Source organism: Vibrio sp. SCSIO 43097 (genome assembly GCF_023650755.1).
Taxonomy (GTDB): domain Bacteria; phylum Pseudomonadota; class Gammaproteobacteria; order Enterobacterales; family Vibrionaceae; genus Vibrio; species Vibrio alginolyticus.
In genome coordinates this window covers 315,806-339,295 of sequence record NZ_CP071841.1, presented here as the reverse complement: position 1 = coordinate 339,295, position 23,490 = coordinate 315,806, and the positions used below count along the sequence as shown (strand labels likewise).

At 43.8% G+C, this 23,490-nt stretch carries 17 protein-coding genes and 4 tRNA genes; 10 read left to right on the top strand and 11 right to left on the bottom strand.

Going from position 1 to position 23,490, the window contains the following annotated elements:
* Nucleotides 1-9 precede the first annotated feature (9 nt).
* The 3 genes from amyS to J4N40_RS17890 form a co-directional block, all read right to left on the bottom strand.
* The gene (amyS, locus tag J4N40_RS17900) at nucleotides 10-1,533 is read right to left on the bottom strand and encodes an alpha-amylase (protein ID WP_250654632.1); all 1,524 of its coding nucleotides are present in this window, start codon (nucleotides 1,531-1,533) and stop codon (nucleotides 10-12) included.
* Between the two features lie 307 nt (nucleotides 1,534-1,840).
* Nucleotides 1,841-1,914 (bottom strand) — tRNA-Cys (locus tag J4N40_RS17895).
* A gap of 36 nt (nucleotides 1,915-1,950) precedes the next feature.
* A tRNA-Leu gene (locus tag J4N40_RS17890) sits at nucleotides 1,951-2,037 on the bottom strand.
* Nucleotides 2,038-2,587: 550 nt separating this feature from the next.
* On the opposite strand from J4N40_RS17890, the gene J4N40_RS17885 reads away from it, so the two are divergent.
* The 4 genes from J4N40_RS17885 to J4N40_RS17870 all read left to right on the top strand — a co-directional run bounded on the left by J4N40_RS17885 (nucleotide 2,588) and on the right by J4N40_RS17870 (nucleotide 6,998).
* Nucleotides 2,588-4,219, top strand: coding sequence for a methyl-accepting chemotaxis protein (locus J4N40_RS17885; RefSeq protein ID WP_005375988.1), 1,632 nt, complete (start codon nucleotides 2,588-2,590; stop codon nucleotides 4,217-4,219).
* Between the two features lie 201 nt (nucleotides 4,220-4,420).
* Nucleotides 4,421-5,650: an alanine racemase gene (alr, locus tag J4N40_RS17880; protein ID WP_225455652.1), complete on the top strand. Its 1,230-nt coding sequence runs from the start codon at nucleotides 4,421-4,423 to the stop codon at nucleotides 5,648-5,650.
* Nucleotides 5,651-5,961: 311 nt separating this feature from the next.
* Complete coding sequence (locus J4N40_RS17875; RefSeq protein WP_017820197.1) at nucleotides 5,962-6,693, top strand: AzlC family ABC transporter permease; 732 nt, start codon at nucleotides 5,962-5,964, stop codon at nucleotides 6,691-6,693.
* Nucleotides 6,690-6,998 (top strand): AzlD family protein, encoded by a 309-nt coding sequence (locus tag J4N40_RS17870; protein ID WP_017820198.1) that lies wholly within the window; start codon nucleotides 6,690-6,692, stop codon nucleotides 6,996-6,998. The genes J4N40_RS17875 and J4N40_RS17870 overlap by 4 nt, the downstream gene beginning before the upstream one ends.
* A gap of 140 nt (nucleotides 6,999-7,138) precedes the next feature.
* On the opposite strand, the gene dld is transcribed toward J4N40_RS17870, so the two are convergent.
* The 6 genes from dld to J4N40_RS17840 form a co-directional block, all read right to left on the bottom strand.
* Complete coding sequence (gene dld, locus J4N40_RS17865) at nucleotides 7,139-8,845, bottom strand: D-lactate dehydrogenase (RefSeq protein ID WP_053303669.1); 1,707 nt, start codon at nucleotides 8,843-8,845, stop codon at nucleotides 7,139-7,141.
* A gap of 382 nt (nucleotides 8,846-9,227) precedes the next feature.
* Nucleotides 9,228-10,130, bottom strand: coding sequence for a LysR family transcriptional regulator (locus J4N40_RS17860; RefSeq protein WP_017633645.1), 903 nt, complete (start codon nucleotides 10,128-10,130; stop codon nucleotides 9,228-9,230).
* Nucleotides 10,131-10,369: 239 nt separating this feature from the next.
* Nucleotides 10,370-10,445, bottom strand: a tRNA-Gly gene (locus tag J4N40_RS17855).
* Between the two features lie 37 nt (nucleotides 10,446-10,482).
* Nucleotides 10,483-10,556, bottom strand: a tRNA-Cys gene (locus tag J4N40_RS17850).
* Between the two features lie 204 nt (nucleotides 10,557-10,760).
* Nucleotides 10,761-12,215, bottom strand: a complete 1,455-nt coding sequence (gene viaA / locus J4N40_RS17845; protein WP_250654631.1) for an ATPase RavA stimulator ViaA — start codon at nucleotides 12,213-12,215, stop codon at nucleotides 10,761-10,763.
* Between the two features lie 9 nt (nucleotides 12,216-12,224).
* Nucleotides 12,225-13,886, bottom strand: a complete 1,662-nt coding sequence (locus J4N40_RS17840) for an ATPase RavA domain-containing protein (protein WP_250654630.1) — start codon at nucleotides 13,884-13,886, stop codon at nucleotides 12,225-12,227.
* A 269-nt stretch (nucleotides 13,887-14,155) separates the two neighbouring features.
* Here J4N40_RS17840 and J4N40_RS17835 point away from each other — a divergent pair, with 269 nt between their 5' ends.
* From J4N40_RS17835 to J4N40_RS17815, 5 genes are all read left to right on the top strand, one after another.
* Nucleotides 14,156-14,671, top strand: a complete 516-nt coding sequence (locus tag J4N40_RS17835; protein ID WP_017820203.1) for an NUDIX hydrolase — start codon at nucleotides 14,156-14,158, stop codon at nucleotides 14,669-14,671.
* Between the two features lie 22 nt (nucleotides 14,672-14,693).
* Nucleotides 14,694-15,698 carry a low-specificity L-threonine aldolase gene (ltaE, locus tag J4N40_RS17830; RefSeq protein ID WP_054578964.1) on the top strand — a complete coding sequence of 335 codons (1,005 nt, stop codon included), beginning with the start codon at nucleotides 14,694-14,696 and terminating at the stop codon, nucleotides 15,696-15,698.
* A gap of 78 nt (nucleotides 15,699-15,776) precedes the next feature.
* Nucleotides 15,777-16,097 (top strand): c-type cytochrome, encoded by a 321-nt coding sequence (locus tag J4N40_RS17825; protein WP_017633643.1) that lies wholly within the window; start codon nucleotides 15,777-15,779, stop codon nucleotides 16,095-16,097.
* A 212-nt stretch (nucleotides 16,098-16,309) separates the two neighbouring features.
* A complete protein-coding gene (yfcC, locus tag J4N40_RS17820) occupies nucleotides 16,310-17,842 on the top strand; it encodes a putative basic amino acid antiporter YfcC (RefSeq protein ID WP_005387492.1) in 1,533 nt (510 codons plus the stop codon).
* A 110-nt stretch (nucleotides 17,843-17,952) separates the two neighbouring features.
* Nucleotides 17,953-18,948: a succinylglutamate desuccinylase/aspartoacylase family protein gene (locus J4N40_RS17815; protein ID WP_250654629.1), complete on the top strand. Its 996-nt coding sequence runs from the start codon at nucleotides 17,953-17,955 to the stop codon at nucleotides 18,946-18,948.
* A 207-nt stretch (nucleotides 18,949-19,155) separates the two neighbouring features.
* Here J4N40_RS17815 and J4N40_RS17810 read toward each other — a convergent pair whose 3' ends face one another.
* Complete coding sequence (locus tag J4N40_RS17810) at nucleotides 19,156-19,689, bottom strand: lipocalin family protein (protein WP_017820207.1); 534 nt, start codon at nucleotides 19,687-19,689, stop codon at nucleotides 19,156-19,158.
* Nucleotides 19,690-19,993: 304 nt separating this feature from the next.
* Here J4N40_RS17810 and J4N40_RS17805 point away from each other — a divergent pair, with 304 nt between their 5' ends.
* Nucleotides 19,994-20,374 (top strand): cystatin family protein, encoded by a 381-nt coding sequence (locus tag J4N40_RS17805; RefSeq protein WP_172563844.1) that lies wholly within the window; start codon nucleotides 19,994-19,996, stop codon nucleotides 20,372-20,374.
* Between the two features lie 59 nt (nucleotides 20,375-20,433).
* Here J4N40_RS17805 and J4N40_RS17800 read toward each other — a convergent pair whose 3' ends face one another.
* Entirely contained in the window at nucleotides 20,434-23,490 is a 3,057-nt protein-coding gene (locus J4N40_RS17800) for an AAA family ATPase (RefSeq protein ID WP_250654628.1), read from the bottom strand.

The window sequence follows — 23,490 nt, the reverse complement described above, 5'->3', positions numbered from 1 at the left end:
AGGAATGGATTATTCAACGCCAACCCAAACCGAGACAGATCCGCCGTTTACTGGGAACTCAGCCCAACCATTCGCATCAGTCCAAACTTCTTCAGTTCGGATACCCAACTTGTCTACGTAGCGAGCACTTGGTTTACCCGTATACATCCACTTCGAGCCGCCAGGTCCATCACTCATGATCACGGCCATTGAATGTGGATGCTTTGCATCACCTTCTCGAGTCCAACCAATTACGTCCCAGTGGTCGAGATAAGAATGTTGTTTGCCATACGCATAATCTTTACGCAGTGTTACTAGCTTTTCAATGTAAGGCACTTTGACCATATTGATGTCATGCCCTTTATCACTGTACTGCGCGCCGTAGTAATCTGCATAAAACACGGATGGATAGCCTTCTTCACGCAATAAGATAAACGCGTAAGCGAGCGACTTAAACCACCAATCAACCGTCGACTCCAAAGCCTGCAAAGGTTGAGTGTCATGGTTTTCTACTAAGGTTACCGCTTTGACTGAATTGTCCTTCATCAGCGTACCATCCATGATTTGACGCATATCGTAGCTACCACCCGATTTAGACGCATTGTAGAAGTTCATATGTAACGGTGCGTCGAATAGAGACATGCTGCCAGAAGTTTTGGTGATAAAGTTATGCAACTGATTAACATCGTAGTTCCAGTACTCTCCGACCGTGAATAGTTCTTTCCCTGTTTTCCAACGTAGGTGATCAATCCATTCTTGCAGGTATTGATATTTGATGTGCTTCACCGCGTCCATTCTAAACCCATCCACACCCGTCATGTTGATATACCACTCGCCCCAGTCTTTCAGCTCTTGCTTCACTTCAGGGTGATCCATGTCTAGATCAGCGTACATAAGGTAATCGTAGTTGCCTTTTTCCGAGCTAACTTCCCAATCCCATGCCTTACCCTCACCTTTGAATTTGAAGATAGCTTTTTCTTCGCCAGCATCGTCCCAATCCACGCCATCAAAGTGGTACCACGTCCAATGAAAGTTTGAGTACTTGTCGTTGCGCCCAGGGAAATCAAACTCTACCCACGCTTCAATCCATTTATCACCAAGTTCAATATTTCGGTTGTTCCAATCTACTCGCTTGGTATCAACCCAAGACTTTCCATCCGCACCACCGCGATGGTTGAACACCACATCGCCATAAATCTGGATATTGTTTTTATGGGCAGCATTGATGGCGCTTAGGTACTGATCTTTGGTGCCATACTTGGTGCGCACCGAACCTTTTTGATCAAACTCTCCCAAATCGTACATATCATAAACGCCATAACCGACGTCCTTGCTACCACCAGCACCTTTATAGGCGGGCGGTAACCATAACGCAGTAAAGCCGTTGTCAGATAGTGCCGAAGCGTTGTTTTCAACTTGTGTCCAGAGTGCACCGTCATTTGGCACATACCAATGGAAATACTGCATCATGGTGCCATTTTGTGCCGCCATTACAGGCGAACTGAGCAGCAAAGTTAAGGGTAAAAGTGTAGGTTTAAGGTTGAATGTTTTCATTATTTTTCTCTCACGTTAAGGACTAGAATCCTCCTTTCTGCATATACGCACCAAGCGATACTAACTATGACGCTAGCTAGGTTGCTGCCTGTAATACAAAAAGTTCGGATTACAATCGAAGAGAAACTATCACCAATCACACTATACAATTATTGAGTTGTCTAACATTTATAAAATCAATGATTAGCGCGTTAAAAATATTGAATGGTGATCAAAACATGGGAGACTTTAGGAAAGCGCGAAGGGTTACGAAAAGGCGGACTAAAAACGAAAAAAGCCAGTCATTTAAGACTGGCTTTCGAAATAGTGGAGGCGCCTCCCGGAGTCGAACCGAGGTCCACGGATTTGCAATCCGCTGCATAGCCACTCTGCCAAGGCGCCTTTCTGATTTTATATCTCTGTCACTAAAGATTTTGATGGTGCCCCGGGCCGGACTTGAACCGGCACAGCGCGAACGCCGAGGGATTTTAAATCCCTTGTGTCTACCAATTCCACCACCAGGGCAACGCAATCATGCGATGGGTTAGACACCATCTGTCTCAGCGACCTTTGCCGTGAGAACGAGGCGTACTTTAACGGATTAATTTATCTGGTCAACAATAAATTTTATCTTTTTGATTTAAGTGCTTAAAAAGCGATCTGCCTAGTATATTTGGCATTCAATTAGACCAATAAGCACCCGTTCCCTTTCATTGTCTATTAAGTCATACGCATACTAGTGCCCGTAACTGCTTCGAGGTAAACACGCGACTATCACGTTATGAACGCTGATCTTTTCACCGCTGTAACATCTGTAACAATTTGATTCCCTACTCTTGGCACGACTGCGTACAGAACATCATATTTTGTTACCGATAACTTTATATCGAATGTGGTCGTACCTTTATAAAATCATTGACTTTTTTTATTTTCAAACAAAGCTCAATTCATTATCGAAAATATCAATAAATAATGGTACGTTACACGAGTTGCAGTAATTTAATGGACATATATCACATATAAGGATGTGGTTTACTTTGGCGACACAACATAAGAAAAACAAGGTATATCACTAATGTCTATCAAGAATCTTTCTATAGCGAAAAAGATATCGCTATCGTTTTTACTCATTGCCATCGTCAACATTGCATTTGGCGTGTTTTTATCTACAGAGCTCAAAAGCATCAAATCTGAGCTTTTAAACTATACCGATGATACGCTTCCTGCAATGGAAAGGGTCGATTCGATTCGAGATCATTTGTCTCGCTGGCGCCGAGCTCAATTTGCTGCGTACACTTATGAAGACGCAGACCAAGTCAAAACTAAAATTTCTAACAATATTAGAGAACGCGAAAAGATCACTAGAGAGCTCAACGCTTACGGTGAAACTATCTGGCCTGGCGAAGAGCAGCAAACTTACCAGCGTCTTATGCGTCAGTGGAAAAAGTACTTGGTTACTATGGACCAGTACAATGAAGCGATGCTAGCTAACGACAAAAGCAAGGCCCACCCTATTTTGGCGAACTCTTTGTCTGCTTTCGAAGCGGTTGACTCAGAGTTAGGCGAACTAATCCGTCTCCTTAAAGAAGCTATGGATAGCAACAAAACTCATATCCTGTCCTCTGTAAATGGATTGAGTAATTCTTCAATTGCAAGTAACGTGATTATTCTACTGATCATGGTAGGCATGACCTACGTGCTGACTCGCCTAATTTGTGGCCCACTTAAACTTGTTGTTGAGCAAGCAAATGCCATCGCGACAGGTGATCTATCAAGTGACATTGACCGTAAAGCAATCGGCAATGACGAGCTTGGTGAACTGGCAGACGCGACCACTAAGATGCAAGATGACTTACGCCAAGTTATCGATAACGTGATTGCTGCAGTTACTCAGTTAAGCAGCGCTGTCGAAGAGATGAACCAAATCTCCGATATTTCTGCGTCTGGTATGAAAGATCAACAGCTGCAAATTACGCACATCGCAACAGCAATGACAGAAATGAAAGCGGCCGTAGCCGATGTTGCTCGTAACACTGAAGACTCAGCGAACCAAGCTAACGAAGCAAACCGACGCACACAACACGGTGTTCGTGAAACCCAAGGTATGGTTGACGCGATTCAAGAAGTTTCAAACGTAATTGGCGCTGCAGGCGATACCGTAGCAGAGCTTGAACAGCAATCGAATAAAATTAACGTGATCGTGGATGTTATCCGCGACATTGCCGATCAAACCAACCTACTTGCACTTAATGCAGCCATTGAAGCGGCGCGTGCTGGTGAGTCTGGTCGTGGCTTTGCCGTCGTTGCAGACGAAGTTCGAACTCTTGCCGGCCGTACGCAAGATTCAACGAGTGAAATCACTTCGATCATTGAGCAGCTACAATCACTTGCAAAAGACGCAAAATCAGCTACTGAACTTTCTAGAACCAGTATCTCAGAATGTGCAGAACAAGGCATTCAATCAAAACAGCTGATGAGCGACATTGAGCATTCGATTTCGGACATCTCAGACATGGGTACCCAAATCGCCACGGCTTGTAACCAGCAAGACTCTGTTGCGGAAGAGCTTAACCGCAGCATTGAAAACATACATTTGGCATCTCAAGAGGTCTCGCAAGGTTCGGAGCAAACCGCACAGGCGTGCCGCGAACTAAGCCAGCTATCCATTTCTCTTAAAGATGTAATGAGCCGCTTTAAACTGAGTTAAACTCAGTGGATACCTTAGTAGATATCAAATCAATCCCGATTTGCTTAAATTGAATGTCATCACTGAGATATATTTAGGTATATATTAAATCACTATCTTAATAAACGCTCCAAAGCACCACTTGGAGCGTTTTACTTCGTCAGGTACTTTCCCCAAGTACTCAATAACATAACCAATACAAAAAACGCGTACGGAGACTTTATGCGCTTAAATAAAACCTTACTATCACTGACTATCGCTGCTGCAGTCGCGGTTCCTGTAATGCAAGCCACTGCCGCTCCTCTTCAAATTAGCAATACAGCAGCAAAAGCAGAGCAAGTTCAAGGTGCTAACGCTTGGCTAGAAATAAACTTAGGTCAGTTCCGCGATAATATTGAGCAGTTTAAATCGCACATGGATGGCAAAACGAAAATCTGCGCCGTGATGAAAGCCGACGCATACGGCAATGGTATCGCAGGCCTGATGCCGACTATTATCGAGCAACAAATTCCTTGCGTTGCCGTTGCAAGTAACGCCGAAGCACAAACTGTTCGCGACAGTGGCTTTAAAGGCCAACTTATGCGTGTACGCTCAGCGGATATTGGCGAGATTGAAGCCGTAATCGACCTAAATGTCGAAGAGTTGATAGGCACAGCAGAGCAAGCTAAAGCACTGTCTAAACTAGCCGAGAAAGCTGGTAAAGAAATCAAAGTTCACCTTGCTCTGAACGACGGTGGTATGGGACGTAATGGTGTTGATATGACGACAGAAGCAGGCAAGAAAGAAGCGCTAAAAATCGCTCAACAAGCTGGCGTAAATATTGTTGGTATCATGACTCATTTCCCTAACTACAATGCAGACGACGTGCGCCAAAAGTTAGCTTCATTCAAAGACAGTTCTGCATGGCTGATTAAAGAAGCGAATCTAAAACGCGACAACATTTTACTGCACGTAGCAAACTCTTACACCGCGCTTAATGTTCCTGAGGCGCAGCTTGATATGGTTCGTCCTGGTGGCGTTTTATACGGAGACTTACCAACTAACCCTGAGTACCCTTCTATCGTGTCTTTCAAAACACGCGTGGCATCCGTTCACCACCTGCCAAAAAATAGCACAGTCGGTTACGACAGCAGCTACACAACAAGCAAAGAAAGCTTAATGGCGAACATTCCTGTTGGTTACTCTGATGGTTATCCACGAAAAATGGGGAATACGGCAGAAGTTCTGATCAATGGCCAACGTGCAAAAGTTGCGGGCGTTGCTTCAATGAACACTACTATGGTAGATGTTACAGGTATCAAAGATGTTGAGCCTGGTTCTGAAGTTGTTTTGTTTGGCTCCCAACAAGGCAAAACGATTTCAGCTGCTGAGATGGAAAAACACGCAGAAGTCATCTTCCCTGAACTATACACGGTTTGGGGAAGCGCGAACCCTCGTGTCTACGTAAAATAAACCTATTCAGTTATTCGTAACAGAGCGAAAAAGCGAGCCTCGTGCTCGCTTTCTTTCTTATTTACTAATCTGTACTAGCTCGTGATGTTATCAATTAAACAGAGCTTACTATTTCTGTTGTTTTATTCTCCTTTAGCACTACCAAGCGCGACTCTCTACACTCTGTTTCTTAAAGCCGCTTGGATGGCTCAATTTTATATAGCACTTAGAGTTTGAAAGCCCCTCCAATTGATGTTAAACATGAAGTTTACAAAAGAATAACAAACACACTCGTATGGCACTGCCCCTTTGCCTGCTAGCTAGGTATCTCTATGACAGAAAATACTCAACATCTTCAACGCTCCTCCACTGAGTTGCACGAATTTAATCGGCTTGACGTCTGGAACGGCTTCACCCAACTTTTACCCCTCTCTATGTTCGTGGTCATATTTGGCCTCGCTTTCGGTGTTGCTGCGGTACAGACTGGACTAGATGTATTTCCCACTATGTTGATGAGCACACTGGTCTTCGCCGGTGCTTCACAATTTGCCACGTTAGAAATGTGGGGAGCAGAAGTCCCTCTCATTCCAGTTCTTATTACTGTATTTGCTATTAATGCTCGTCACCTCTTGATGGGAGCTACACTTTATCCATGGTTACGACAACTCCCACCAACAAAACGTTACGGTGTAATGCTGGTAGCATCAGACGCTAACTGGGCAATGGCACTCAATGCATTTGGTAGAAAAGAACCAGGCTTTGGCTTGCTTGTTGGTGGCGGCTTAGCGATGTGGTCTTTTTGGATTGTGGGCACCTGGATCGGCATTTATTTTGGTAGCGCAATCAAAGATCCGGTGGGCCTAGGGCTCGATATGGTTATGGGATGCTTCCTGCTGTCTATGGTGGTGGCCGGGCCGAAAGACTTAAGAATCTTTGCTATTTGGGCCATAGCAGCAGCCTCTTCTATGTTGGCGTATTGGTATTTGCCAGAGAATAGCCACGTAGTGGTTGGCGCCATTACTGGCGGAGTCTTGGGTGCTTGTTGGAAGGAGAAGAAAGCATGAACATCGAAACAACCTTAGGTGGCACACTGCTTATCATTATCGCTATGGCGTTAGTCACGCTCATAACCCGCTGGGGCGGAGTGTATGTTATGTCATTCATTCCAATTAGCGAACGGGTTCAACGTTTCATTACTGCGATGTCAGGCTCCGTATTGGTTGCCCTTTTAGCTCCGCTAGCAGTAGAGGGTGATAACGGTGCTAGAGCAGCACTGTTTTCTACTGCCGTTGTCATGTTCATCGTGAAAAAGCCTCTACCCGCAATCGCAGCAGGCATCATCGCCGCCGCTGCAGTACGTGCTCTTTAGTCGTTGTTTCAAAGCCGATACCAGTCATCAATAAAAGACCCAAAACACAAAGCCCTGATGTCACGAGTGTCATCAGGGCTTATCTTATGCTCATCATTTTAACGATGAACAACGATTATTAATCATGGTGAGACAGCACATCACGCACAGCAGTTACAATTGCGCTTATATTTGTCCATTTTACCAATACCAGGGTTAAAGGTATTGGTTGGGTCTAATTCGTGGTAAAACTTCTGCAACGAGTTTTCGGCTTCATACAAGTGACCCACGTTATGTTCTGCTGGGTATTTGGCACCACGGCTATTGAGGTGCTCTAGCATCAGCTTTTTCATCAACTTCGTGTCAGTCCCTTTTTTGAAAATGTAATCTTGATGGAAGACGTAACACATAAAGTGACCATAATAGAGCGCTTGAACAAGGTTCTTACTCACCTCTTCAGGCAAAGTTTCTAGCCACTCTTCATCATTACGTCGCAAAGCGATATCAAGTGCAACGATGTCTTCTACGTCTTTTCGGTGAATCGTCTCGTAACGAATTGCTGCTCCTGCTGCTGCAAAGCGATGTAAATAAGCTTTTTTACCCTCTTCCGGCGTACACTCGAAGAAATCACAGTCGTCTTCAACAGCCCAAACTTCTTTGAGGTATTTTTGTGCTTCAGCAATACCACCATCACTCATTTTCAATACCAGGTGATGCTCATACTTGTCACGGAAATCCAGCATTCGCTCTGGTAAGTGTTGTGGGAACAACTTGCTCGCGTAGTACAAAATGGTGTCTGGCAGATATTTACTGACAAACGGGATGCGCTCTAAGAAGTTTTCTACCTTAGCTTTAAGTGCGAACATTTTTGGCAGCTTATCTGTGCCTAACAAGTCGATGGATAAGAACACATCCTTGCCGTACTTCTCTGCCATGTTGAAGATATCTCGATGCAAGTATTCTCCCATCTCAGGCAAGTTATCAAACGTAGATAAGAAGTCTTTTCGCAACTTCGTTAGTTTCGCAGGGTCATTGGTGCCAAGGTAAAAAACCTGCTCTTTTTCGGGTACTGGGTAGCTGTCAACCCGAACGGCAAAAACACCCAACTTGCCAGCGCAGCCACTAGCTTCAAATAATCGGCGTTCATCGGCATTAAAGCGAGAAGGAATGTCAGAAGTCACGTCTCGAACACGTTCATCGTATTCTTTGTCTGACGCCATTCGCTCATCATGAATGATCTTCGCTGGGTCAAAGTTCCCTTCTTGCAGGTTTGTTAGAATTTCTTCTGGCGTTTCACCTAATCCTTCAATACCAAGGTGGTTCACCAAATGTAACTGGCCTTGCTTATCCACCTGCGCATAGATCGCCAGTTCCGTATAAGCAGGACCACGCTTAACTAGCGCACCGCCTGAGTTATTGGCGATACCACCGACCACAGTGGCACCTAGCGATGAAGAGCCGATGATAGAATGCGGTGCTCGGTTCACTGCCTTCAACTCTTTCTCCAAAGAGTGTAAGCTCGCACCAGGCAAGCAAACCGCCTGCTTACCACCATCTAATAAGTGAATCTTCTTGATTTTGGTAATATTGACCACAACCACATCGCGATCATAATCATTACCACTCGGAGCCGAGCCCTCTGTTAAACCTGTTTTAGCCGCCTGCATGATAATGATGCAGTTTGCTTCAACACACTGTTTAATAATCTTCCATTGTTCTAGAAGAGTGTTAGGAAACACGATAGCAAGCGCATTACCACTACCCGAACGAAACCCCGAGCGGTAATATTTCGTTTTAACCTCGTCGGTTAGAACATTTTCTTCCCCCACGATGGTTTTAAATTCTTCAATCAGCTGCTTTTGTTTCATATCCGTATCTCTAGTTATTGTACTTCGCTCACAACACCGCTTAGCGGCAGGCATGGCGTTTGAGCCACTATAAGCAGTCCATTTCTCTGCGTCTATGTCAGGCGGACGAACAATACGTAATCAATAAACAACAAACAAAATAATTCTTTATTTTTCTGTTACTTATCTTTCACATTTGAGAAATTTAACGTAAGAAACAGACCGTTTCTTAAAAGAAACAATAGCAAAACCATTTGTTAACAGTTGTGCGGGGTATCTTGTTATCAATATTAGTGAAGAAAACGAGGAGAAGCGTAAGCTCCTAAATTTAAGAGGACTCTTAGAAATGAAGATGGAAACATAAGCTCAACACCAACATAACGATCGGTGTTGAGTTATTGGCTTAAAATCGATGGTTTTGACTTTGAAAGCTTGTGTATAGATGATCGATAAAGATCTTAATTTTTTCTGGTTGCTGACGAGTGTAAGGGTACACCGCATAAATACCCAAACATTTGGCTGTTTCGTCTTTAAATAACTGAATCAGACTGCCTTGCTTTAAGTCTTCATAAACCAATACACGCGGCACATAGATGATTCCCTGCCCTAACAGCGCCACATTTCTCAATACAGAAGAATTGTTAGTACAGAGGTTACCGTCGACGGTGATTTGATATACCTCGTCTCCATCTTTAAACGCCCACTCATGCGCTCCGGTTTCTTGGTAGGAATAGACTAAACAATTGTGTTTAGCCAAGGCTTGAGGTTGTTTAGGTATGCCATGTTTAGCTAGGTATTGGGGTGACGCGCAAATGATCCAATTTGCATCCACCAGCTTTCTTGCAATCAGACTAGAATCTGGCAACACACCCGTTCTAATTGCCAAATCAAAACGTTCATTCACGATATCGACGAAACGATTATCTAGATCCATATCGATATTGATGTCTGGGTATTTCTGATTAAATTCATTAATCACTTGAGGAAGAATTAATTCACCAGAGATAGTAGGCACCGAAATTTTAATGTTTCCAGATAAGTTTTTACCTAAACCCACAATGGATTCTTCCGCCGTTGCCACCGCTTGATAAACCGCTTTTGCATGAGTAAAAAACGCTCGTCCTGCTTCAGTCAACGTTAGCGTTCGCGTTGTTCGGTAGAGAAGCTGTACACCAAGCTCTTGTTCAAGCTTGGCAATCCGTTTACTGACGACCGATTTGGTCAGTGACATATGTCTCGCGGCAGCACTGAATGAACCTTGCTCGATCAAGTGATAAAAAATGATGTAATCGTCGGTATTTCTCATGCGTCTTCGTCAAATCCTTTGGAAGCCCGTATTGTAAACTGAAATTGGCTGAGGTGCGAAACATCGGGTCACACTTAATATCAGAAACTCGTGACAGAGATGGGGTTGCTAAGCTCACAGGTAATGAAAAAGAGATGGTGTGAATTTATCAGTCTTCAGATACAAAAAAACCAGCTTTCGCTGGTTTTAAGTTGATGCACTTGGCATCGAGATACCGCCATGGCCATATCTGAATAATTTGGAGCGACACACGAGGTTCGAACTCGTGACCTCAACCTTGGCAAGGTTGCGCTCTACCAACTGAGCTAGTGTCGCATTTATTCTCGAAAGCCATTCGCTCTCAAAAGAATAATGGAGGCGCCTCCCGGAGTCGAACCGAGGTCCACGGATTTGCAATCCGCTGCATAGCCACTCTGCCAAGGCGCCTTTTTATTACGCTTCAGGGCTCTACCCCGTTGCGTTGGTGGCTACTTTACGGATTGAGAGAAGATAGTCAAACAAAAACATTTCATTTTCTGTTCGTTTGATTTCTTTTAAGTCAATTCGACCAAAGTTCGATCTTATTGGCTTAAAACGAAGCAATATAAATCTCGCTTTCAGTTCGTTTTGTCCCATGAAACATTAAGGCGTTTAATAGTTGCTGACCCTTTTTAGCAATCTTCCCACAACATTAGGGTGATAAGACCAAGTGTGATCAAACATCGACATTAATGCAGGATTTCCGTATTTCGATAAGCTAATCGCGTGAAAACGGTTTTTCTTCGCTTTGAGCGCATCCACTTTGGCCAGTAACTCGTCTTGTTGTTTTGGCGCGATAAAGTCGGAAATGACTACCATGTCTGCGTTTTTATATTTATCACCGCTCATCAAGTCGATAGATTTAATCAAAGTTGGCTCTAAGTCTGTACCACCATGGAAGCTATAAGTTAGAAAGTCCGCCGCCTCGCGCAGACCATCTTGTTTGGTTAGTTCGTAGGTAATGTGTTCCGTAGAAAAAATAATGACATAGCAATCACGTTGCTCCGCTAGTGCGATTTGCATCAGAGCATAAGCCATGGCTTTGGCGCATTGCTCAGGAAAGCCACTCATGGAACCGGACGCGTCCACACAAACAATGAAGGGGCCTTTTTCGATATCTACCGCTTTATGGTCAGGTCGGTGAGCTTTAACTTTACGTAACGTGCGCGATTTGCCTTGTGTACGATAGTTCATGAGCCGTTTATCAACTAAGTGTTTATAGAACACAACTTCAAGTTCAGGATACGCCAAAAACATCGTTTCGTTGGGAAGTAGCTTATTTAGATCATCGCTTTCGTGAATACCGACAATATCATCCGTCGCCTCATCACTTTTCTCTTCGACCAATTGAAGTTCTTCAGTGGGCGCACGATTTAGTTCAGGATCATTTACTTGCCCCGCCATACGACCGAGTTGCTCCGCAATTTCTTGCAAGCCTTGGTGCTTCTTCAGAAACTCAGCATGGCGTTTCATCACCGTTAAGTCTGTTTTACTCAACTTGGCAGATGCCATATCCCACAGGCGCCCTACACTTTCAGCGTCACCCGACTCCGTGACTTTATCCATATTACGCATGGTTTCCATACGTTGATACAGGTCATTCAGCACCTTTTCTTTATTGGCTTCAAGCTCGCTTACTTGCGCTTGTTTTATAGCATCGGTGAGGCTTTTGTACCATTGATCACAAAAGTAATGAGGGAACATAGGGTTATTCATCCCTTTGTTCTTTTCCATCATTCGGCGAGCTTGCATGTAAAACGCAGAGTGCCATTCCAGCTTTTTAATCACATCTTCGATGTTTTCAAAAAACGCCTCTTCATCCCAATGAATAACCTCTTGATATAAAGACAGCTCTTGTTGGAAACGCTCTGTCTCACATACCTTGGTGATCCGTTTTTTGACGCTGCCTCGCCACTTTAACAAGTGACCTTTGACCGAAGATTTAATACCTCGGTTTTCTGCCATCATCATGACTTGTGAACGAGCCATCAAATCATTAACTGCGCTATCGATGATGCCGGAGTCGGCCACCATCAGCGCGAGGTTAAGTCCGTCTGCACCTAGCATGTCGTCTCCTTATGAGAAAAACTGATTTAAGTTTTTAAAGCGTTGGATAACTTTTTCACTTTCTGCTTGGATTGATTCAAGTCTCTGACTGACCTGTTGTAGACTCGACTCCATAAGGCGGGGTAATTCAGGATCAACAAAGCTATGCGGAAGCGCATCATGAAAGTTCGCTTTCACCTTACGCATATGGTGTTCTGCCTCACTAAGCTGATTTACGGCTTTTTCGCTCTGCGTTAACCACTTTTGGTAAAGCTCTACATCCAAGCCCTCTTGAGTCACTAGACTAACCAGAATGCCTCGGTTCGCGATATCACGGATAACTAGGTTGTTCGTCGCGTCAACGTCAAATCGTAAACGGCACATGTTGGTGTTTTGATTGACGTAACCATACACATCACCGCTTCCCTCTTTAATGACTCGATCTAACTCATCTTTGGGTACATAAACCCAGCGGCTATCACCTTTTTCTGATTCTGAAACCGACATGTTGCTTTGCAAGACAACCAATTTAACTAAGTTAACGGCTGCGCCAACTTTGTACATCTTGGCTTTAGAGGTATCAAAGCGCATGGTTTCTTTACGCAAAATACCCGTTGCCGCTTCAGACGTTAACGTCATGCGGTAGGCATCTTCAAGTTCATGTTGAACATCAACCAAAGACTCACGGCAGTACTCAATTTCCTGCTCCGCGTCTTGTTGATCAAATGCATGTTTTAAGGCGAACTCTTGAACCACTTCACGTACCACATCTCGCGATTCAGGACTGTTCCATAAACAATCTTGCAACAGTAGAAGGTCAAGCGGATTTATTTCATCGCGACCATTAAAAAACGCGCTCGCTTTTAACAACTTCACGGCTTTCTTCCAGCGGCGGTCAGAGACATACATGTCGGTATTGGCCACATCACCAAACTGAGCTTCAACTTTGCTTTCTAACATCGTTTTAAGCTGGAAAAGCTTTTCGAATGCATTGTCGGTTAGCGTCAATTTGTCGAGCTGTTGTTGCCATTGATGATATTCTTCATCAGTTATCGCTAGGCCTTCTGGTACTTGTGCCTCTTGCGATGTGCCCACAGTCAACATCGACTTAAAGTTTTGTTTATTCTGAATTCGATTCACAAACACACGTACCAACATGCGGTCGTAGAGCGCATCCAATCCACTATCTTCATCGGGTAATTCATTGGAAGCCGATACCAACAAGCGCATTGGCACACGCTCGATATCGCTGCCATTTTTGAATGTTTTCTCATTAACCACTGTCAGCAATGTATTAAGAATTGCAGGGCCCGCCTTCCAGATTTCATCCAAAAATACGACTTGTGCAGTTGGCAAATACCCTTTAGTTAAGCGAACATAACGGCCGTTGTCTTTTAGCTCTTGGATACTCAGTGGCCCAAACACCTCTTCAGGGGTTGAGAAGCGCGTCATCAGGTATTCGAAGTAACTGCTGTTATCGAACGCTTGGATGAGTCGTTTGGCAATTAAGCTTTTTGCAATACCAGGGGGGCCTAAAAGAAAAACACTTTCACCAGCAAGTGCAGCAAGAAGGCAGAGCTTGATCGTATGTTCACGCTCATAAACGCCATCCGTTAACGCTTTCGCCAATTTATTGATGCGTTCTGAGAGAAGCGCTTTTTCGGCATTTGAGGCAAATAAGGTTTGTGTCATACGTTCTCCGGCTACTGAAGTGGTATTGCGTTAACATTTTTATACACTTGTTATAACTTTGTTACAAATGTATTTTGTCGAATTCCCCTTATAGCAGATGCTTTTCCCCATCTTGACGAAGCAATCAAAGTTTCCATTTATGAGACATTGCTCACTTAAAGTGCAAACGCTTTCGTCGTGTTGCAGTATTTTTTGCTTTTGTTTCCCACCATTTGTGGTTAATGTCGAAAAACATCAAAAATGCGGTAACAGCTAGGGTTCATAACTGCATGAGCAAGATAATTCATAAATGGAAGCAAATTTCTCTGATTGAAGAAGACGTTATGCTTCCTACAGGACAGGCAATTACGCACACCACAATCCATCATCCGGGCGCTGCAGTGATTCTCCCTATTACAGCGGAGGGTGAGATTGTCCTTGTCCACCAATTTCGGCCTTCACTTAATAAATGGCTATTGGAACTTCCTGCTGGTACCAGGGAAGGCAACGAAGAGCCACTCTGCTGCGCCAAAAGAGAGTTAGAGGAAGAAACTGGGTTTAGTGCAGAGAAATTCACGTCTCTCGGCCAAGTCACCCCTCTTGCCGGATTTTGTGATGAGATACAGTATCTATTTGTTGCCGAAAAGCTCAACAAAACAAACCGTTACGAGTGCGATGAAGACGAAGTGATTGAGGTCGTCACCTTGTCAATCAAGCAACTCGAAGAAAAGATTGTCGATGGCACGATCACCGATGCCAAAACGATCGCTTGCTTAAGCAAAGCGCGCCTTTGCGGATATATTTAGGACTTTGACCAAGGAGACATTCATGGATTTTCGATCAGATACCGTTACACAGCCCACCCAAGCCATGCGAGAAGCCATGTTTAAGGCCCCCGTTGGGGATGATGTTTATGGTGATGACCCTACGGTCAATGAGCTTGAAAAATTTGCTGCGCAGCTTGCTGGTTTCGAAGCAGCTTTGTTTACCACTTCAGGCACTCAAGCCAATCTGCTCGGTTTAATGGCGCATTGCGAGCGGGGAGATGAATATCTATGTGGGCAACAAGCACATAACTACAAATACGAAGCTGGTGGCGCGGCGGTTTTGGGATCAATTCAACCTCAACCAGTCGAAAATAACCCAGATGGCACGCTACCATTTGATAAACTGGCTGCTGCGATTAAACCAGATGATTGTCACTTTGCTCGCACTAAGCTTCTCAGCTTAGAAAACACAATTAATGGTAAAGTACTACCTCTGTCTTACTTAGCAGAAGCACGTGACTTCGTGAATAAACATAACTTGCAGATGCATCTAGATGGCGCTCGCGTTTTTAACGCAGCCGTTGCACTTGATGTTCCGGTAAAAGAGATCGGTCAGTACTTTGATTCAATGACGATCTGTCTGTCGAAAGGTCTGGCTGCCCCTGTTGGCTCGCTACTGCTTGGTAGCAAAGACTACATCGCAAAAGCACGTCGCTTAAGAAAGATGGTCGGCGGTGGTATGCGTCAATCGGGTATTCTTGCCGCAGCAGGCAAACTTGCCCTTACCGAACAAGTGGAACAGCTAAAACAAGATCACATCAACGCAAAAACCTTAGCGGAAGGTTTAGCAGAACTGCCTGGTTTTTCAGTCAACCCTGAATTTGTTCAAACGAACATCGTGTTCGCGAAGCTTGATCCTCAAGTGGACATAGTAAGTATCGCTGCGAAACTAAAGGAACAAAACATCACGATAACCCCTGGAAATCCAATTCGTTTTGTAACTCATAAAGATATTTCAGCGAAAGACATCGACACTTTCTTATCAAGTATAAAATCTCTACTTTAATTTGATTTTGATCATTGAGCTTCCCCTAAGGGGAAGCTTTATTGTATCGGCATGATTTTTAGCGAATAGATAACCTCCATGCTCAGATTTGTACTTCTAATCTCTTTTATTTTCTCTTCCGCTATCCATGCCGAGCCGTTTGGTGATGCTGATAAAGGTAAAATCAAATCACCTAGCTGTGTCTATTGTCACGGTGTTACAGGCATCGCAACGAACAACACCTATCCAAGCCTTGCTGGTCAAAATGCTCAGTACCTTTACAATGCAATGAAATCTTATCAAGCCGGTGAGCGTAAAGGGCCACTTGCAGAAATGATGGCAGCACAGTTAAAAATGTTAAATGATGAAGACCTTCGTGATGTCGCTGCTTTTTATGCAGAACAGACAGAAATCAAGTGATTAGATCACCTGTAGATGTACTATGAAAGCTCGTGAATCATCCAAACTCAACGCATATTGAAACATTAACCCAACATTTGACCACAAAACAATCAAATTAACTTCACTTCAAATATTTGATGAATTTATAGTTCAACATAAGCATTAATATTGACTTTTTATTCTATTTTATCGATATTTCATGCTTTATTGAATTTGACGTGAAGTAAGTTATGTCTCACACACATGCGCAACCAGCAGACTCGGTTGCTACCCCTAAGTCGTGGCAGATGCCAGATACCCTCATTTTGATCTTCATTGTTGGTATTCTTGCTGCGATTCTTACCTACTTAATTCCTGCTGGTCATTTTGATAGCCAACAGGTGACCTACATGGTCGACGGTGCAGAAAAAACTCGCACAGTTATCGATCCTTCTTCTTTCTCTTATGCAACCGACGAAAACGGTGAATTGGTTTACAACAAGGTCGGCCTGTTTGCTTCTGGTGGTGGCATTGGTCTGATGAACTTCCCTTTCGAAGGGCTAGTTTCTGGCTCTAAATGGGGCAGCGCAATCGGCGTGATTATGTTCATGTTGGTTATCGGCGGTGCTTTCGGCGTTGTAATGCGCACAGGCACAATCGATAACGGTATCCTGCGCCTTATCGATAAGACCAAAGGTAACGAAGCGCTATTCATTCCAGTGCTATTTTTGCTGTTCTCGCTAGGCGGTGCGGTATTTGGTATGGGTGAAGAAGCCGTAGCATTTGCGATTATTATCGCGCCGCTTATGGTTCGCCTTGGTTATGATGGTATCACTACGGTAATGGTTACCTATGTTGCGACTCAAATTGGCTTTGCTACTTCTTGGATGAACCCTTTCTCCGTCGCTATTGCGCAAGGCATTGCGGGTGTACCTGTTTTATCCGGCATGACAGTGCGCATGGGGTTATGGGCTGGCTTTACGTTAATCGGTATCGCTTTCACAATGATCTACGCCGCTCGTGTGAAGTCAAATCCTAAACTTTCTTACAGCCACCGCACAGACCAGTATTTCCGTCAGCAAGAGCTTGGCAATCAAGATTCTCGTTGGAACCTAGGTGACACACTCGTTATCCTTACGGTTATTGCGACCACGGTGTGGGTCGTTTGGGGCGTAGTCGCTAACGCATGGTACATCCCAGAAATCGCTTCTCAATTTTTCACTATGGGCTTTGTTGTCGCGATCATCGGTACGATTTTCCGCCTGAACGGTATGACGCTAAACTGCGCAGCTGATGCATTTAAAGAAGGTGCAGCTATTATGCTTGCACCTGCCCTATTAGTGGGTTGTGCAAAAGGTGTATTGTTGATCCTTGGTGGTGGTACAACTGATGAAGCGAGTGTACTGAATTCAATTCTAAACAGTGCTGGCGGCGTGATTAGCGGGCTTCCTGACGTGGCTGCGGCATGGTTAATGTATGTATTCCAATCTATCTTCAACTTCTTCGTCACTTCGGGCTCTGGACAAGCGGCACTAACGATGCCTCTACTGGCCCCTCTGGCAGACATTGCAGGCGTTACACGCCAAGTGGCAGTTTTGTCATTCCAACTTGGCGATGGCTTTACTAACGTTATCGTCCCTACTTCGGCATCTCTGATGGCAACGCTTGGTGTCTGCCGTATCGACTGGGGTGACTGGGCAAAATTCTGCTGGCGATTTATTCTATTACTCTTTACCCTATCAAGTATCGTCGTTATCGCAGCTCATATTATGGGTTTTGCGTAAAACGAAACCAATTGGTAATTAAGGCGAGACATGTTCTCGCCTTATTAATATTCATCGTATGACGACGCTAAGGTTTTAGATTAGCTTATGGTTTTGGAGTGGTAACTTTAATGGCAACACAATTTCTCGATGACATGATTCAGGGTCATCAAGTGATTCAATCTCTCAATGTAGCAGACCTAAATTCGGGCGAGCATAAGTTTTGGTTTCGCATCGCAACGAATGCTCTCTCTCAGTGGCAACACCTACCTGTGCTAGTGTTCAAAGGTGAAAAACCTGGCAAGAAGATCATGATTACCGCAGGGGTTCATGGTGATGAGTACAATGGTGTGTTAGCAGCGCAGAAAACTGCTCGAGAGCTCATCGGCACTGAAGTCGCTGGTACTGTCACTATTGTTCCAACCATTAACATGCCAGGTATGCTAAACCACAGCCGCGATTTCTATTCCGCAGACCCTGACGCGTCTCCTGCAAACTTAAACCGCTTTTTTCCTGGTGACCAAAACGGCAATGAGGCCCAACGTTATTTATATGCATTGTGGAATGATTTGCTCAAGCCAAATGCTGATTTAGCCATTGACCTTCACACTCAAACCAGTGGTGCGGCCTATCCACTTTACGTGTTTGCAGATTACCGAATCGAGCAATCATTAGAAATGGCTCGCCTCATTAATCCTGATGCGATTTTAAATGATCCTGGAGATGCTGGCGTCCTTGAAACGGTTTGGAATAACCATGGTGTCCCAAGCATTACTGTTGAAGTAGGTATGGGGCGATACACCGAGCAAGAACTCATCAGTCGAACTGTAACAGGCATTTTTAATGTGCTGAAAAAGCATAACATTGTTGAAGGTGATATGGGCCCTATTAGGTCATGCTTGGAAGGAAACGAAATCGTCAGTGTGAAAGCGACACACGGCGGCTTTGTACTGCCTCATGTCAGTTTGATGAATTTTGTCGAGCAAGGCCAACTTCTTGCGATTCAATACGACAGCTTTGGCGCTGAGATTAAACGCTACACCGCCCCAACAAGCGGCACAGTACTTAGCCACAATGTTGAATCTATTCGAGCACCAGGTTCCCTGGTCGTTCGTTTGATTAAGTAAACCATAACCGTTTGTTGATAGATCAACCTTTCGACGCTCACTCAAATTTATATAAGCCCCATCACGAGTAATCACAAATGATGGGGCTATATCCATTTTGACCACATTAAGTTACGCGGTAACAAATTACTGTTAAGCGAAATGACAAACTGAGCTCTTAATTAGGAAGCTTCCCCTCTGTCCGCTTTTTCAGCCACGCTGATGAACTTAAAGCTGTCTTTGTTTCTCTTGTTCAACAAAAATGAGCTCGTCGATAGCGAAACCTTTCTCTTTAGCTACGTACTTAAAGCGCTCCACTACTTTCTCATCAACGTTAGGCGTTCTAGACAATAGCCACAAATAGTCGTGGTTGTAACCGGAAACAAACGCATAGTCATAGTTTTCACCTAGCTCAAAAACAATGTAAGAAGAGTATATTGGCCCAAAAAAGGAAACCTTTAAGTGTCCAACCGTTTTATCTTCAACAAAATAAGCTTTGCCTTCAGCTTCTGACCACTGTCGCTCTTCTTCGGAATATCCACGGTTTATCACCTTAACCCCACCATCCTCGCGAACCTGATACTCAGCGGTAACGTTGGATAAGCCTCGCTCAAATGAATGGTCTAGGCGTGCAATTTCGTACCACTTACCTAGATATGGCTCTAAATCGAAATTATTGACGGGTTCCACCCCATCCGGCTTCGAGGTACAACCAAATAAAGTTGCAAGTGACAAAAGTAAAAATATTTTTATCGATTTCATACAACACCTAAATTTTAATTAGTGATTGATTTTACTCTAGAAGATAACAAATCGATCACTAAGCCGCACCATCACCTTCATAGGTACACATCACAATTCTTCATCAATAGCGCACTGAACACCGAAACCTCGTCATCTCAGCAAATCGTTAACAAGATTGCTCTATTTTTGACTTACAAGCTGACCATGCTTGTACATTTTGTCAGCATTTAACCCTATGCATATAGAAACTTTGCACAACATAGACATTCGTAGGCATATCACCCTCCTATAATACGTTGCGTTATAGACAGAGGTTATTGTTATGAAATTAAAAACAGTGTCAGTTTGTGCACTTTTGGTGTTACTTGCAGGTTGTCAGCAGGAAAAGCCGAGCGAAACGACACAATTAACGACCTCGGCAGATGTATGTAATGCACAAGGAAACATGCCAGGTGGGTGGAATGAGTTTAACGCGACCCCTGATGCACAAAAGGCAATGGCCTTTGTTTTAGAGAAAATGGACACAATAGCGTCGTTTAAACAAATACTGAATGTTCACGCGCAAATCGTTAGCGGCGTCAACTATGCTATTGAGTTTGAATTGGATGATGGCTCTGTTTGGAACACGATTGTTTATCGCAACCTCGATGGCGAATATGCGATTACCCAATCGCCAAAAGAAGGCTACTTTTGCGAACAGTAGCGACTTAGTCAGAAAGCCCCTAACAATAGGGGCTTTTTGATCTAACAGTAGTCACTGAATTAGACAGCGAAGCGACATTGAGATTTAATCGACACCGTTGAACCAAGTCTTGATGGTTCAACATCAATCCTCTGCGCCATTTGCTCTTTCAGCTCAGAAACGTGAGAAATAACACCGATCATGCGCCCAGTCTGTTGCAGGTCCACTAGTGTTTGAATAGCAAGATCTAAAGACTCTGGGTCTAAACTACCGAAGCCCTCATCAATAAATAAAGTGTCTAAACGGATACCGCCACTATAGGATTGCACAACATCCGACAAACCAAGTGCCAGAGCAAGCGCTGCCATAAATGATTCACCGCCGGAAAGTGTCGCAACATCACGCGTTTTTCCTGTGTAGCCATCTTCAACCATTAAATCTAAGCCGCGACCCGCAGCGCCTTTGAAGCCCTCTGTTTTTCGAGCAAGAATATAGCGCCCTTTACTCATAAGGCTTAAGCGTTGAGAGGCCTGAATCAGCACATCATCCAACAGTACACCAAGAACAAAACGATGTAGGCTAACCCTGCTGCCTGTTTTACCGCTAGCAACGTCGTACAACGTACCAAAGACTTTGTATTCTTCTTCTAACTTACTATTTTTCTCATGCAACACGGCAATATCTTTACGAACCTTTTCAAGACGTTCAAATATTGAGCGTGTGGTATCAAGTTGATTCCTTACTTCAATATATTGCGCCTGCAGAGTGGTTAACCTATCGTTAAACGACTCTAAATTAGGCCTTTCAAGATCTTTCAATGCATGATTTAAATCATGTAGTGTTTGCTCAAGCTTGGTTTGTGCCTGTTTGAAGCTGTCTATTTCTTGCTGCCAGGCTTGAAGTTCATCATCTCCCACTCGACTACTTAGATAATGGCTTTCATCCTCAAATTTACTCGCCTGTAGTGCCTCATTCCACGCTAATTCTGCTTGGCTAAGTTTTTGCTCTGACTCAGATAACCACTGCTTGTTCGTCGCTAAGTGACTTTCCGCATTTGATTTCTCCAATATCGCTTGCTGCAAAGCGGTTTGCGCCTTTTCTAAGCCTGTGTTCAAACTCAGAATTTGCTCTTTTGTCAGCAAAATTTCACGTTCAAGCAAGTCAGCGGAACTGTATTTTGGGTCAATAGAAGCTTGTAATTGAGCCAATTGTTCTTGGTTCGCTTTAACGGTTGATTCATTTGCCGCCATTTTATTCTGCAGCTCATGAATTTTATTTTCACCCACGACGCAGCGTTGATTAAGCTGTTCAACGTTCTTTTCTAGCTTTTCAATATCAATAGCTTGTAGACGTAGGAGTTGAGCATTGATCGCTTGCAAATCATTTTGAACCGTCGAGATCTCAGATGTAGCATACTCACCCAACTCCTCTTTCAACTGGTTACACTGATTCTGATACTGACTAATGACAACGTTATGTTGTTCTAGCTGATTGCTTAGTTGGTTCAACAAGGTTTGAGCTTCTCGCTCTTTAGCTCTAGCCGCCTGAACTTGCTCTTTTGTAACGGCTTCTTCAACAAACGTTGCGGGGTTAGGATGCGTTTCGCTACCACACACCGGGCATGCTTCACCTGCTTTTAGTCGCTGCGCTAATACTGCCGCTTGAGCGTTGTGCCACTTAAGCTCTATCGTATCAGCGGCTTGTTGACGCTGCATATAGCGCTGACTGGCTTCGTGTAGTGACTGCTGCTTGCCTACAGTTAGCGCATTGAGTTTAGAGAGCTCTAAAGTAAGATCATGCAGCTTTTGTAGATCCTGTAACAGCCGTTGTTTTTGTTTTATTTCCGCATCGATGCTGCCAATAAGCGCAACATCAACTCGTGCTTTCTCTAGCTCCTTCTGTCCCTGCTGGGCCTGTAACGTTAATTTATCTTTTAGTTCTATGTACTGTTTTAACGTTGCTTCAAATTGTTGTTTTTGTTGATAACCCGCCGTTATTTTACTTTCCAAATTGTCTTTCTCGACCAACTTGTTTTTCATACTTTCAAGTTGATACTGCAGTTGCGTTAACTGCGGGACCTTTGCCGCTGCCTTTTTTGCACTTTGCTGCAAGTTTTCTTGTTCTCTCGCAACGACATTAGCTTTTTCGAGACTCTCTTCCAAAGCTACGATTTTTTGCCTAAGCTCTTGCGTTTGAGCTTTTGCATTTTGTAATGAGATGTAGGGCAACTCTATCTTATTGGCATTTTTAGCGTTTTCTAATTGCTGTTGACGAGCTTTTATCGAATCTGCGTGTTCTAGATTCAGCTTGAGTGCGCTTTCTGCTTGCTCTCGTTTCGAAAACTCTCCATTCAAGGTTTCCGCTTTTTGCAATTCAGATTTAGCAGTATTGAGCTTATCTAACGCTGCTTGCTCATTCTTTTTATCAGACTCTAATTGCTTAGTTACTTGTTCCAGTTGTTGTAATAGTTCTTGTTCAGAACTCGCTTCTGCAACTTGTAAAGCACCTCGAATTTGATTATCAAATTCGCCTTTCGCTTTACTAATTGCACTCGCTTTATCTTTGAGCGCGTACTCAATTTTTTTATATATGTCAGTTTGAAAGAGCTGGCCAAAAATTTCTTCACGCTCTTTAGAGCTAGCAAGCAACAGTTCTCGGAATTTTCCTTGAGGCAACACCATAACTTGACGAAATTGAGTTTCATTCAAGCCAATAATATTGCTAACTTCAGTTTTAACCTGAGTCGTCTTGCTGGTGATAAGCGTTTCAGTCTCACCGAGTTCATAAAGAGCCGCAGTGTGCTTTTTAATCGTCATCCCTTCACCACGGGCCTTGGGCGCTTCCTGCTCAGGGGATCGAACAACTCGGTATTGTTTGCCGTGTAACGAAAATTCGAGAACTACTTCGGTTGGTAAGTCTTGCGCGGATAAGTCACACCGCATCTGAATACCTTGTCGCTCATTACCTGTGGTTTCACCATAAAGGGCGAAGCAAATGGCATCTAAGATCGACGTTTTACCGGAACCTGTAGGACCATTAATCAAAAATAGAGGGTTACTGCCAAGCTTCTCAAAATGAATGATTTCAGTTTTTGCAAACGGACCAAAGGCTTGCATGGTTAGTTTAATTGGTTTCAT